This window comes from Streptomyces sp. SID1328 (assembly GCF_009865595.1).
In the GTDB taxonomy this organism is placed as follows: domain Bacteria; phylum Actinomycetota; class Actinomycetes; order Streptomycetales; family Streptomycetaceae; genus Streptomyces; species Streptomyces griseoluteus.
The window spans coordinates 1-12,926 of record NZ_WWKH01000168.1 but is presented as its reverse complement, the minus strand read 5'-3'; the positions used below and the strand labels follow the sequence as shown (position 1 = coordinate 12,926).

Annotated in this window: 10 protein-coding genes; 4 read left to right on the top strand and 6 right to left on the bottom strand. The window is 72.0% G+C overall.

Translation table 11 applies throughout. The annotated features are described in order from the left end of the window. On the top strand, positions 1-342 hold a 342-nt coding region (locus GT030_RS04870; protein ID WP_237522206.1), incomplete at its 5' end, for a LuxR C-terminal-related transcriptional regulator. On the opposite strand, the gene GT030_RS04865 is transcribed toward GT030_RS04870, so the two are convergent. From GT030_RS04865 to GT030_RS04845, 5 genes are all read right to left on the bottom strand, one after another. Continuing rightward, positions 249-1,109 (bottom strand): hypothetical protein, encoded by an 861-nt coding sequence (locus tag GT030_RS04865; protein WP_161199997.1) that lies wholly within the window; start codon positions 1,107-1,109, stop codon positions 249-251. The two genes, GT030_RS04870 and GT030_RS04865, sit on opposite strands and share 94 nt — an antisense overlap. A gap of 35 nt (positions 1,110-1,144) precedes the next feature. Further along, complete coding sequence (locus GT030_RS04860) at positions 1,145-2,569, bottom strand: vWA domain-containing protein (protein WP_161199996.1); 1,425 nt, start codon at positions 2,567-2,569, stop codon at positions 1,145-1,147. An 82-nt stretch (positions 2,570-2,651) separates the two neighbouring features. Continuing rightward, positions 2,652-4,760: a tetratricopeptide repeat protein gene (locus tag GT030_RS04855; protein ID WP_161199995.1), complete on the bottom strand. Its 2,109-nt coding sequence runs from the start codon at positions 4,758-4,760 to the stop codon at positions 2,652-2,654. Positions 4,761-4,763: 3 nt separating this feature from the next. Further along, positions 4,764-5,903 (bottom strand): hypothetical protein, encoded by a 1,140-nt coding sequence (locus GT030_RS04850; protein ID WP_161199994.1) that lies wholly within the window; start codon positions 5,901-5,903, stop codon positions 4,764-4,766. 41 nt (positions 5,904-5,944) lie between these two features. Continuing rightward, the gene (locus tag GT030_RS04845; RefSeq protein WP_161199993.1) at positions 5,945-6,853 is read right to left on the bottom strand and encodes an FG-GAP-like repeat-containing protein; all 909 of its coding nucleotides are present in this window, start codon (positions 6,851-6,853) and stop codon (positions 5,945-5,947) included. A gap of 362 nt (positions 6,854-7,215) precedes the next feature. Here GT030_RS04845 and GT030_RS04840 point away from each other — a divergent pair, with 362 nt between their 5' ends. After that, positions 7,216-9,711, top strand: coding sequence for an FHA domain-containing protein (locus GT030_RS04840; RefSeq protein WP_346009567.1), 2,496 nt, complete (start codon positions 7,216-7,218; stop codon positions 9,709-9,711). 88 nt (positions 9,712-9,799) lie between these two features. Here the strand turns inward: GT030_RS04840 and GT030_RS04835 are convergent, their stop codons facing one another. Continuing rightward, the gene (locus GT030_RS04835) at positions 9,800-10,549 is read right to left on the bottom strand and encodes a transglycosylase SLT domain-containing protein (RefSeq protein ID WP_161199991.1); all 750 of its coding nucleotides are present in this window, start codon (positions 10,547-10,549) and stop codon (positions 9,800-9,802) included. Positions 10,550-10,983: 434 nt separating this feature from the next. Here GT030_RS04835 and GT030_RS04830 point away from each other — a divergent pair, with 434 nt between their 5' ends. Together GT030_RS04830 and GT030_RS04825 are read left to right on the top strand one after the other, a co-directional pair. After that, positions 10,984-12,129 carry a GAF domain-containing sensor histidine kinase gene (locus tag GT030_RS04830; protein WP_161199990.1) on the top strand — a complete coding sequence of 382 codons (1,146 nt, stop codon included), beginning with the start codon at positions 10,984-10,986 and terminating at the stop codon, positions 12,127-12,129. Continuing rightward, positions 12,122-12,763 (top strand): response regulator transcription factor, encoded by a 642-nt coding sequence (locus GT030_RS04825; protein ID WP_161199989.1) that lies wholly within the window; start codon positions 12,122-12,124, stop codon positions 12,761-12,763. Before GT030_RS04830 ends, GT030_RS04825 begins: the two co-directional genes overlap by 8 nt. Positions 12,764-12,926 lie beyond the last annotated feature (163 nt).

The window sequence follows — 12,926 nt, the reverse complement described above, 5'->3', positions numbered from 1 at the left end:
TCCACGAACGAGACCCCGGCGCTGCTGGTGATGCTCCGGGTGCTCGGACAGAGCGAGCCGGAGCCCGCCGCCGAACCGGCGTCCGTCACCCCGGTCGAGGGCGCGGTGCTGGCGCTGCTGGCCCGGGGCGCCACCACCGGCCGGGCCGCCCGTGAGCTGGGCCTGAGCCGGGACGGTGTCGCGTATCACCTGCGCCGCCTGTCCGCCCGCTGGCACGCGGCCAACCGCACCGAACTGGTCGCCCGCGCCTACGCCCTGGGGGTGCTCGCGCCCGGCGTGTGGCCGCCTCGGGCACGGGGCGCCGAGGGCGGGAATCTGTACTCGGCGAGCCGGGGACGGTAGGCCAGGTACCCGAGTGCACCGGCGGCGGCGAGCACGGGCAGCGCGATCGCCACGTTCGGCGGGTTCATCGTGCACATGGGGATGCTGATCGACGCGGTGGCCAGCGGCGCCAGGACGAGGGCCGGGCCGGGGTAGCGCCGGAAGCGGTGGACGATGAGGCGGCCGGTGACGCCGGCCAGCAGCAGCATGACCGCCAGCGGGCCGAGGAACAGGCTCCGGAGGAGGGCGGGGTCCCGCCAGCCCGAGCTGCGCTGGCGGTCGCGGGCGTCGGCCTCCAGTGCCTTGAGGTCCATGAGGGACTGCTTGAGGCCGCCCGTGAAGGGGACCGGGTTCCCGCCGTCGTACTCCGGCTCGTCGTCCAGCGCGTCGCGGGCGCGGTCCAGGCCCGGTCTGCCGTCCAGGATCGCCGTGTTGGCCGACTGTACGCAGGTGGTCAACTGGCCCTGGACGAACTGGATGTGGCTGAGCCCCTGTTCCCCGGCCGCGTTGCCCTCGGTGGCGGAGGTGAGGTGGGAGCTGACGCGGGCGGTGGCGTTGGCGAAGTCGCCGCTGGTGCCGATCAGGTCGATCGCGCCGGTCCGGGAGACGGCCTTCAGCGCGGTGTCGGCCGCCCCGGCCTGGTCGTACGCCGCGCCGATGTGCCATATGGCCGTCGTCGTACGGCCGGCGGCGGCGATCTGTTCCTCGGCTCCGTTCGCCACCACCAGGTACAGCAGCGCCGTCACCGCCACCGTGGTCAGCACGCCCGCCCGCAGCCACCGCAGCATCACGACCGTATGGGGCGCCTGCGGCCACCCGCCGGTCACAACGCGTCCACCGGGCCCCCGGCCCCGAACGGGTGACCGCACTCCTCGCAGAACTTGGCGGTGGGGGAGGTCGCTGTCGTGTCGCACCGGGGGCACACACGGGGCAGACCGGTGTTCCGCACGGAGAGTTCGCGTGACCCGACCGGGCGGCTCACGGTCTTGGTGGAGTCGACACCGATGCGGAGCATCTCTCCACGGGAGGCGTCCCGCCGCAGCCGGGGCCGGCCGTCGGGGCCGGTGGTCGCCACCGCGCGCAGCAGACGCAGGCGCGCCGTGTCCCCGAGGGACTCCGCGAGGCCGGTCGCCAGGCGCAGTTCACGGTCCGCGCGGTCGAGGTCGCCGCGCAGCTGGGCGTCCGCGCAGGCGCGCATGGCCATACCGAGTTCGCGCTCGTTCTCGACGCGGGTCAGGTCGGGGGAGCGGACGATGCCGAAGCCGGGGGTCGCGCGGCGGCGTACGACCATGGCCGCGCTCTCGGAGCAGGGGCGGCGGGTGCCGTCGGGGAACTCGGCGTGCAGGACGACACGGGCGGCGCGCATCAGCTCGTCGACGGCCAGAGTGCCGGGGTCGAAGCGGAGGGACACCTGGTACTGGCGGGATTCGGCGGGCCAGGAGCCCAGCGGGACATGGGTTTCGCCGTCTATCAACTGACGTGACGTCAAGTCTGCCTCAGTGGGGCGCGTCTGCCGTACGAACGCGAGCTGGAAGCGGCTGTTGAGGCGCAGGCCCAGATACAGCCGGGGGACCACGATGCGTTGGGCCTCCCGCATCAGGTGGGTGAAGTCCTCGGTGAGGTCCCCGATGGTGACGACCGCCTCGGCGGTGCCGTGCAACGCCTGGGTGATGCGCAGGAGTTCGTCGTGATGCCAGTCCTCGCCCAGGCCCCGTGCGTGGCAGATGAACCGGTCGGCGCACGAGGTGAGGATCTCCGCGAGCTGCTCGGGTGTCTCGTGCTCGTCCTTGCCGTCCGTGTAGAGCACCGCGTGGCGCACCGTGCCGGGGGACTCCACCGAGGCGAAGAGATCACGCGCACGGTCGAGCCACTGGCCGATCGCCGTTCCGCCCTCGGCGAGTTGGCCGGCGACCCGGAGCTTGGCCTCCTCGCGGGACCGGGCGTCCACGACGGCCAGACCACCCGTCGGCGGGAAGATCACCTCGGCCTGGTGGTTGCCCGCGACGATTCCCAGCAGGGTGCCGTCGCGCAGGGTGTCGATGGCCGCGCACATCGCGCGCTTCGCCTCGTCCAGTTTGTGCCGGGACATCGACAACGAGCGGTCCATGATGAGGACTTGGGCGCTCCGGACCTGTGGTGACGGGCCGGCGGCGGAGTGTGCGGTGACGGTGATCAGGGCGTCCGCGCGCCGCTCGTCGTAGGGCAGGTCCGAGGGCGAGTCCACTTCCAGGGCAAAGCTGAGCCCCAAGGGTGTCCTGTCCCCCACCGGCACCACCCGATCTGTCGCTGCGCTTCGTTGCGGAGCGTGCTCCCGTCATCGACGGAACGTCTTACAAGCTTAGCGGTCCGGGTGCGGCTCCGGAACGGGTGTGACCCGATCTGTCGCGCTTTCCCCACCATCCCCAACTCAGAGCCGGACGCAGCTTGTTCGCCAGATCCACCAGGGCGACGTACTCACGTTCGGTGGGCGCGTGCGGGCCGAGGGCGCGGACGGCGTCGGACAGCTTCAGCCGGTCGCGGGTGCGCAGGAACTCCGCGTACTGGATCTCGGCGCGGAGCGCGGCGACCGCCGCGTCGGTCACGTCGAGGCCGGGCAGGGCCGCCCTGGCCCGGTCCACGTCGTCCTCGGTGGGAGGTGAGAGATCCGGGCGGACCATGACGCGCAGGCGCACTGCCGCCACGCGTGCCTCGCGCTCGTAGCGGAACTCCTTGGCCAGCTTCTCGGCGACCTCGACCGCCTTGGCGCGCTCGCCGGCCAGCAGCAGTACGCGGGCCAGCCCGAAACCGGCCGCGCCGAGGGCGGGGGAGGTGTCGAAGACGGTGCCGTAGTGCGACCGGGCCGCCGTGCCGTCGCCGCGGAGTTCGGCGCACAGGCCGAGGGCGAGGCCCGGTATCAGCTCACCCGGCAGCGCCCTGCGTACCTCGGTGAACGCGACGGCGGCCCGCTGCGGGTGCCCGTCGGCCAGGGCGATCAGGCCGCAGTACCAGCCGGTGAGCCAGTGCCAGTCGGGCAGGCCCGCCGCCGCGAGCCGCTCGGCCGCCCCCTTGGCGTCCTTGCGGCGCAGGGCCAGCCGGCTCTCGGTGAGCGCCCCTCCGGCGCCCGGATCGTCGGGGTCGGACAGGGGGGCCGGGAGGGTGGCCGCCACATCGCCGGGGTCCGGGGTGCGGAAGGGTGGAGCCATTTCCAGCAGCGCGTCCCGGTCCGGCCGCGCCGCGGCCCAGTGGGCGAGGGGGCGGGCGGTGCCCAGGCCGCCGTGCAGTGGCTCGGGCGCGGGGCCGAACAGGGCGGACAGGCGCGTCACTTGGCGGCACGTGGGAGGGGCTGCCACCACTTGCCGTACGACACCGCTGAGTTGCTCCGCGAACTGGCGGGCCGATCCGAACCGCCGCCACGGCTCGGGGTGGGTGGCGCGCTCCAGCAGCAGATGGAGGGAATCGACGCCGGGAGCGGAGCGGTCGGTCCCGTAGGAGCGGCAGATCTCGCGGAGGGTCATGCCGAGTCCGTAGAGGTCGAAGCCGGGAGTGGGGCGCAGATGCTCCGGGTCGGACTCCGGGGGAGCGTATGCCCTGGTGAACGCCACCACCGGGCCGGTGTCCTTGGTCTGGCTGCGCACCGCGCCGAAGTCGATGAGCCGCACCCGGTCGAGCGCGCCCGCCGGGTTCTCCTCCCGGAAGCGGATGATGTTCAGCGGCTTGACGTCGCAGTGCAACAGGCCGCGCGCGTGCAGGTAGTCGAGCGCCTGGAGGACGCGCACGCCGTGCGCCAGCAGGGTTTCGAGACGGTCACCGGGGCGGGCCGCGAGCGGTTCGCCGGGGACGTACTCGAGGACCAGGTGCGGGCCCTCGTCCTCGTAACCGAGGATGCGGACGATGCTGTCGTGCCGCAGCTCGACCAGGATGTCCCGCTCGTGCAGCGCGGTCTTGGCCACCGACTTGTGCAGCGCCTTGAGGACGACGTCGGTCGCCAGGTTGCGGTCGTGGGCGAGGTAGGCGGCGCCGTACGCCCCGGAGCCGAGGGTGCGCCGCACCTCGTAGCGGTCGGCGATGGTGAAGCCGCCCGGCTGGGTGAAGTCGAAGCCGGTGCCGCACTGGGGGCAGAAACCGCTGGTCCGGCCCGGCTCGCCGTCGTGGCCGCGGCCGACCGGCTGCCCGCACACCGGGTTGGGGCAGAAACGGTGCTGCTCGGCCACCGGTTCCGAGGGCACGTCCGGGACCTGGAGGGCCTCCGGGGCCTGGACGGGGTCGACCAGGCCGAGGCCGTACCAGGGGTCGGGGCGGACCTGTGCCACGCCCGCGCTCGCGCCGGTCCGCGCCGGGGGGTCGGGCGCCGTGCCGTCCTGCGGCAGGGTCAGCCGGTCGCACCGGTCGCAGAAGCCCTGTTCGTCGATGGTGCCGCGCCCGCAGTCGGGGCGGTTGCACAGCTGGCGGCTCGTCGTCACCCGTCACCTCTCCTCGAACCGGCGGTTCACCTCGTCGATGTAGCGCCGGACCAGTTCGCGGGCGGCCCCGAGATCGATCGGCTCGGTCTGGAGGGCGCGGGCGGCCGGGGCGTGGCGCTCGGCGAGCCGGCGGTCCTCGTCGCCGAAGTACCGGGCGGCCCGGACGCGGTGCAGTTCCAGGGAGGTGGTGAGGTCCTCGTGGGCCGTGATCATGCGGCCCAGTCCGTGCTCGAACCGGGTCAGGGCGGCGCGGGCGTCGGCGGCCTGGTCGTGGATCGCGCCGAGTTCGGGGTCGGGCTCGGTCGCGCGGGCCACGGCCAGCCGGACCCGCAGGCGGGGCGCGGCCAGCGGCGGCAGCCGTGGCGCGGCGAAGAACTTCACCCCCCAGTCCAGTTGGAGCGCGGAGGCGGCCTCCTCCTGTACGGCGAGCCGGCCGAGGGCCGCCTGGACCTCGGCGGCGCTCACGCTGCGAGCAGGGTCCCCGCGCAGCGGTTCGGGGTCCAGGGAGACGTCGTAGGCCAGGCCGGGCGGGGGTGTGCCCTCGAAGCCGAGGACGAGACGGAGGCCGCGCGGGCGGGCGCGGGCGGCCAGCCGGCCCAGTAACTGATCCATGAGGGCCTCGGGGTCCTGGGCCCGGTCGACGCCGCCCACCACCAGGCACGCGGGTGGCCTGCGGCGCAGCAGTTGCCGCCGTACCTCGTCGGGGTCGCCGCCGGGGAGCCCGAAGCGGCGGGTGAGGTAGCCGGCGAAGTCGCCGACCGACCTGCCGCGTGCGTCGTAGGCGTCCGAGAGCGGAGTGGCCGTCCAGTAGTCGTCACCGGCCGCCGTGTGGAGTTCGGCGTCGGTGCCGTGCAGGCCGGCGCGGGCGACGGCCTTCATCTGCGCGCCGCCCTTGCGCAGCACGAAGTCGAGGCGGCACTGGTCGGCCCGTACCTGTGCGGCGGCCTCCAGGTCGTACGCGCCGGCGGGGGCGTCGGCCGACGCCGCGGCGGTGGCGACGCGGGGCAGCGGCTGGACACCGCTGCCGGCGACGGCGACGGTGACCGAGGTGGCCAGGGTGGTGGTGGCTAGGAATCGGGACCAGCCGCCGAAGCGCCGGCCGGCGGCGCTCCGTCTCGCAGTCCCTGATGCGTCGATGCGCATGGAAAGGTGAACCGTTCTGTCAGGGGGGAGTGGCGGAGGGTCTAGAAGAGGGTGTCGAAGCCGTTCCAGCCGCTGTAGCCGACCTGCGTCCGGGCGGCGAAGGGCGCACTCGGCGTGCCGGTGCCCTTGAACAGCCAGAGCCCGCCGGCCGTGTCGGCGGCGAGCAGATCCGCCTTGCCGTCACCGTTGTTGTCGCCGGTCGAGACGATCTGCTTGTACGCCTCCCAGCCCTTGCCCACCGTGATCCGGCTGCCGAGCGCGGCGTCGGCCACCGCGTTCCCGGTGCCCGGATAGATGTAGAGCGTCCCGTCGGTCGCACGCGCGGCCAGGTCGGTCTTGCCGTCCCCGGTGAAGTCCGACCGCCCGATGAGCTGGTTCATCCCGTTCCAGCCGCCGGTTCCGATGCGGATCCTGCCCAGGAATGTGCCGTCGGACCGGCCCTGGTAGAGCCACAGGGCGCCGGCCGAGTCGCGGGCTATCAGGTCCGGGTCGGCGGTGCCGCCCATGTTCCCCGCCGAGACGAGCATGCTGTACACGTCCCAGCCGTTGCCGATCACCTTCGTGTCCGCACCGGCCTCGGCGGTGTAGTAGAGGGTGGTGCCCATGCGGTGGTAGAGGTCGTTGCCGTTGCCCCCGGCCGACGCGCTCGCCTGCACGAGCGCGGTCGCGTCACCGAATCCCGCGCCCATGTCCACGGCGGACTTGAACCCGCCGGTGCCCTTGGGCTCGTAGTCGTAGAGGTGCCCGTTGGACTTACGAGCGTACAGCGGGAACATCCGCGCGCTCGGCGCGGTGGCGACGGAGGCCGTTCCGGCCGTCTGTGCGGTGTGGTCCGCCGGGCCGCCCGGCAGCGGTGGCAGGTCGGCCGCCGCCACCGCGGCCAGAGCCGCCGCGCATCCCGCGGCACAGAACACCGCCCGACGCACGGTACGAGTGAGAGTGATCGACATCGACAGGTGATTCCTCGCAGAAGTGAAATGAGCGCGGACGCGCCCACGGACCCGTCCGGTCCATCACCTCGCAGTCCCTCCGCGCACCGGGAGACACCCGACGGCGCTGATATTAGAAACAGATGTGAACTCCTGTAAAGATCCTGTGAGTTGTTTCCAGACCGTCCGGTCGGATCGTGGCTCCTGTCCCGGTCGCGGTCAATTACCCCCCTCCACACCGGTATCCGCCCCCCGTGTCCCGTGCGCACCCACGCCCGACTAACAGTTGGGCGGTCCCGCCTGGAATAGTTCCCCACGATGTTCGACATCCCTAGACTCCCCGTGTCGGGGGTAATTCGGGGGACAACTCAGTGGGGCATGGAGTGCCGGAACTCGTACTGGAAACAAACGGACGGACCTGGACGCTGGAGCCGTCCCGGTCCTATGCCCTCGGACGTGATCCGCAGGGCGACATCGTCTTCGACGACGCCAGGGTGTCGTGGCGCCACGCCACGGTCCGTTTCGACGGGCACACCTGGGTCATCGAGGACCACGGCAGCACCAACGGCACGTACGTGCAGGGCCACCGCGTCGGCCGGACGGAACTGGGCGCCGGCACGGCCGTACACCTGGGCAACGCGACCGACGGCCCGCGGCTGAACCTGACCGCGGCCGGCGCGCAGCAGGCAGCGCCGTACGCCGCCCAGTCCGCCGTGTGGGCCCAGCAGACGCAGGCCGTACCGCAGGCCGCGCAGCCGCACGGCGCCGAGTGGCACAGCGGCCCGCAGCAGGCCCCGGCCTTCCCGCACCAGCAGGGCGGCACTCCCGCCGCGCCGGAGCAGCCGGCCCACGGCGACCGCAGCCCGACCACGTTCCACCAGTTCTCCCTCGGCCACGTGATGCGCATCGGCCGTTCGCTGGACAACGACCTCGTCGTCTCCGACCTCCAGGTCTCCCGGCACCACGCCGAGTTCCAGACCACCCCCGAGGGCCGCTTCGAGATCCGCGACCTCGGCTCGCACAACGGCACGTACGTCAACGGCCAGCCCATCGCCAAGGGCGGCACCGCGGTCCTCGGCCCGGACGACATCGTCGGTGTCGGCCACTCGGCCTTCCGCATCGTCGGCGACCGCCTGGAGGAGTTCGTCGACACCGGTGAGGTGTCCTTCTCCGCCCGCCACCTCACCGTCACCGTCGACGGCGGCAAGCAGATCCTGCGGGACGTCTCCTTCGGCGCCCCCGAGAAGTCCCTGATCGCGGTCATCGGCCCGTCCGGCTCCGGCAAGTCCACCCTGCTCAAGGCGCTCACCGGCTACCGCCCCGCCAACGAGGGCGAGGTGCTCTACGACAACCGGAACCTGTACAAGCAGTTCGCCGAGCTGCGCCAGCGCATCGGCCTGGTCCCGCAGGACGACATCCTGCACAAGGAGCTGAGCGTCCGGAAGGCGCTGAAGTACGCGGCCAAGCTGCGCTTCCCCGCCGACACCACGCCCGCCGAGCGCGACGCCCGTATCGACGAGGTGCTGCGCGAGCTGAAGCTCGACATCCACAAGGACAAGAAGGTCACGTCCCTCTCCGGCGGCCAGCGCAAGCGCGTCTCGGTCGCTCTGGAGCTGCTGACCAAGCCCTCGCTGATCTTCCTGGACGAGCCGACCTCGGGCCTGGACCCGGGTATGGACCGCGACGTGATGCAGTTGCTGCGCGGTCTCGCCGACGACGGCCGCACCGTCCTGGTCGTCACCCACTCCGTCGCCGAGCTGGCGCTCTGCGACAAGCTGCTGGTGATGGCGCCGGGCGGCGCGGTGGCCTACTTCGGCCCGCCGGAGGAGGCGCTGAACTTCTTCGGCTACGACACCTGGGCCGACGTCTTCTCCGCCTTCGAGAACTACCGCGACTACGACTGGGCGGGCCGCTGGAAGGGCTCGCAGCACTACCAGATGTACGCCGCCGACCTCGACGCGGTCGCCGCCCAGTCCGTCACCGCGCCCCCGCCGCAGGCGGTCAAGCCGCCCAAGCCGCAGAGCTGGGGCTCGCAGCTGCTGACGCTGGTCCGGCGGTACGTGGCGGTCATCGGCTCCGACAAGGGCTTCCTGGCGCTGACGGTGATCCTGCCCGCCGTGCTCGGCGCGGTCAGCCTGCTCATCGACCACGAGAAGGGGCTGCTGGTCAACCCGCTCAACCCCAGAACGGGTCTGCACGTGCCCAACGGCACGGCGACGACGGTCCTGCTGATCCTCGCGGTCGGCGCCTGCTTCGCGGGCGCGGCGAACTCGGTCCGCGAGCTGATCAAGGAGCGGGTGATCTACGAGCGGGAGCGCGCGACCGGCCTGTCCCGCTCGGCGTACCTGATGTCCAAGGTGGTGGTGCTGGGCGCCGTCACGGTGCTCCAGGGCCTCATGGTCGGTCTGATCGGCTTCGCCAGCCGGGAGATCCCGGACCGGGGCCTCGTCCTCGGCGGCTCGACGCTGTTCGAGCTGTGCCTGCCGATCATGGCGCTGGGCTTCACTTCGATGATGTTCGGCCTGGTCATCTCGTCGCTGGTGCGCACCGCGGAGAAGACCATGCCGCTGCTGGTGATGTTCGCGATCATCCAGGTCGTGTTCACCGGCTGCCTGTTCACCCTGCACGGCACGCCCGGTGTCAACGAGTTCTCGTACCTGATGCCGTCCCGCTGGGCGGTGGCCGCGGCCGGCACCACGCTGGACTTCAACAACATCGCGCCGAACACCGACGACCCGACCAGTACCGACCCGCTGTGGGACCACTCGGCGGCGGCCTGGAGCCTGGACATGGTCGTGCTGATCGCGCTCGGGGTGGCCTGCGGCTTCCTCGTCTCGCGCTTCCTGCGGCGGCACGAGCCCGAGGTCATGCGCAAGTAGCGGCGCTCGCTCTGCGAGGAGGCACGTGAAGGGCGGCACCCCGTTCGGGTGCCGCCCTTCCGCGTCGTCTCAGAGGTCCGCGCCGACCTCAGTACGCGCTGTTGACGTTGTCGATCGTGCCGTACCGGTGCGCCGCGTAGTTGGCGGCGGCGGTGATGTTGGCGACCGGGTCGTAGATGTCCCAGGAGGTGCCCTTCACGTGGTACGCGGAGAACGTCGGCGGGATCACCTGGAGCAGACCCTTGGACGGGACGCCGTTGACTGCGTTGATGTCCCAGCCGTTGATGGCGCGGGGGTTGCCGGAGGACTCGCGCATGATGTTCTTGTGCAGGCCGTGGTAGCTGCCCGGGATGCCCTTGGCGCGCATGATGTCGAGCGACTGGCGGATCCAGCCGTCGAGGTTGTTGCGGTAGGTCTTCGCGGCGACCGTCTCCATCTGGGGACGCTTCGCGGACCGGTCGGCGGCCTTCTTGGCGGAGCGCGACTCGGCGGCCTTGCGCTCGGCGGCGGCCTTCTTCGCGGCGTCGGCGGCCTTCTGCCTGGCGGCGGCCTTCTGCTTGGCCGCGATGGCGTCGAGCTTGACCTTGTCGCTCGTCAGCGGGCTGCTGAGCGTGGCGTGCAGGTCGCGGGTCTGGCTCTGCTCGGCGGCCACCGGCTTGGCGGCCACGGCCGGGGTACCACCGGCCACGGTCGTGGCACCGCCGGGAACGGCGGACAGGGCGATGGCGGCGGCACCGAGGGTGCTGACACCCGCGATGGCGATCTTGTGCTGCTTGTTCAGCGCGGAGAACTTCTCGAGCGGGCGACTGAGACGACGATGCAGGGTGCTGTTGGGCATGGCTTGATGGACCTCTTCGTTGGCGCGGAGGTCGCTCTCGCGTCCGCCGGGGAAATCCGTTCCTCCAGCACGAACGCCGCGGGGTGAACCGCGGCGCTGAGCGACAGGAGCAATTCTTAGCGGGCGCAAAATGGCCTGGCAACGATGTGACGTACGAAGCCGGGTAGTGGATCAGGTCCACGCAAAACGGGACAGATCAACACATCATCCCCGTTCATCTGGGGTGCTCTGTCTCCTATGTCCGTTCGTAAGTGATGTGCGCCCTATGCGGGGGCTCACACCGGTACGGGATCGATGTCACGTGGAGGTCATCGAGCGTCTCTCTGCGTTAGCAAACTCTCCGGACACCCTGCTGTCTGTGCGTGCCCGCCCGCCCGCGCGCGCGTTGTACCTCCTCGTGCCGCCTCCCCGCGCCACGCCGGTACCGTGAGGGCATGCACCCAGGTCCCCGGTCCGGTCTCGCCGCGGTGAGCGCCGCCCTGCTGGCCATGAGCAGGCATCTGGAGGTGCGCGACGTCCTCAAGACGATCGTCGCCTCCGCCCGGGAACTGCTCGACGCCCAGTACGCGGGCCTCGGCGTCCCGGACGACCACGGGGGCTTCGCCCAGTTCGTCGTGGACGGCGTCAGCGACGCCCAGTGGAAGGCCATCGGCCCGCTGCCCCGCCAGCACGGCATCCTCGCCGCGATGCTGCGCGAGGGCCGCCCGGTCCGCCTCGGCGACGTGCGCGAGGACCCGCGCTTCGAGGGCTGGCCGGACGCCCACCCCGAACTCGCCGACTTCCTGGGCCTGCCCGTACGCGACGGCGACGAGATCATCGGGGCGCTGTTCCTCGCCAACAAGAACTGCACCCGACCGCAGGGCGGTTGCGGCTTCACGGCGGAGGACGAGGACCTGCTCGGCATCCTCGCCCAGCACGCCGCCATCGCCCTCACCAACGCCCGCCTCTACGAACGCAGCCGCGAGCTGACCATCGCAGAGGAACGCTCCCGCCTCGCCCACGAACTCCACGACGCCGTCAGCCAGAAGCTGTTCTCCCTGCGCCTGACCGCCCAGGCCGCCACCGCCCTCGTGGACCGCGACCCCGCCCGCGCCAAGGAGGAACTCCACCAGGTCGCCGCCCTCGCCGCCGAGGCCGCTGACGAACTGCGCGCCGCCGTGGTCGAGTTGCGCCCCGCCGCCCTGGACGAGGACGGCCTGCTCGCCACGCTGCGCACCCAGATCCAGGTCCTCGACCGCGCCCACACCGCCCGCGTCACCTTCACCGGCCACGGCCTGCGCGCCCTGCCCGCCGCCCAGGAGGAAGCCCTGCTGCGCGTCGCCCAGGAAGCCCTGCACAACGCCCTGCGCCACTCCGGCGCCGAGAACGTCCACGTCGACGTGGCACGGCGCGGCCGGGGAGCCGTCCTGCGCATCACCGACGACGGCCGCGGCTTCGACCCCACCGCCGTCCGCCGGGCCGGCCGCCATCTCGGCCTCGTCTCCATGCGGGACCGGGCCGACGGCGCAGGCGGCACACTCACCGTGGAATCGGCGCCCGGCAAGGGCACCGCGATCGAGATGGAGGTGCCCGGTGGCTGAGCCGATCAGGGTGCTGCTCGTCGACGACCACCAGGTCGTCCGCCGTGGCCTGCGCACCTTCCTGGAGGTGCAGGACGACATCGAGGTGGTCGGCGAGGCGGCCGACGGCGCCGAGGGGGTCGCCCGCGCCGAGGAACTGCGGCCCGCCGTGATCCTGATGGACGTCCTCATGCCGGGCACCGACGGCATCGAAGCCCTGCGCAGGCTCAGCGAGCTGGGCAACCCCGCACGCGTACTGATCGTCACCAGCTTCACCGAGCGCCGTACCGTCGTACCGGCCCTGCGCGCGGGCGCCGCCGGGTACGTCTACAAGGACGTCGACCCCGACGCCCTCGCCGCCGCCATCCGCTCCGTGCACGCCGGGCACATCCTGCTCCAGCCCGAGGTCGCCGACGCCCTCCTCACCCAGGAAGAGGCCAACTCGGGCCAAGGCAGGGGCAGTTCACTCACCGAACGGGAACGCGAGGTGCTCGGCCTCATCGCCGACGGCCGCTCCAACCGGGAGATAGCCCGCGCCCTGGTCCTCTCCGAGAAGACCGTCAAGACGCACGTCTCCAACATCCTGATGAAACTCGACCTCGCCGACCGCACCCAGGCCGCCCTGTGGGCCGTACGCCACGGCATGACCGACTGAACCGGGGTTCAGCGCCGCTCCCGCTCCTCCACCACCGAGTTGTACGCCGCCACCCGCGCGCGCCGCGCCGTCCGCTCCACCGGGCGCAGCGCCTCGGCGCGGGCCCCCATCTCCGAGGCACTCACCGCCCCGCCGTGCCCCCGCTCCTGGGCCAGCGAGACCA

Coding starts and splice junctions, on each gene's coding strand:
- GT030_RS04835 (WP_161199991.1), bottom strand. CDS start 10,549: ATGCCCAACAGCACCCTGCATCGTCGTCTCAGTCGCCCGCTCGAGAAG.
- GT030_RS04850 (WP_161199994.1), bottom strand. CDS start 5,903: ATGCGCATCGACGCATCAGGGACTGCGAGACGGAGCGCCGCCGGCCGG.
- GT030_RS04865 (WP_161199997.1), bottom strand. CDS start 1,109: ATGCTGCGGTGGCTGCGGGCGGGCGTGCTGACCACGGTGGCGGTGACG.
- GT030_RS04845 (WP_161199993.1), bottom strand. CDS start 6,853: ATGTCGATCACTCTCACTCGTACCGTGCGTCGGGCGGTGTTCTGTGCC.
- GT030_RS04830 (WP_161199990.1), top strand. CDS start 10,984: ATGCACCCAGGTCCCCGGTCCGGTCTCGCCGCGGTGAGCGCCGCCCTG.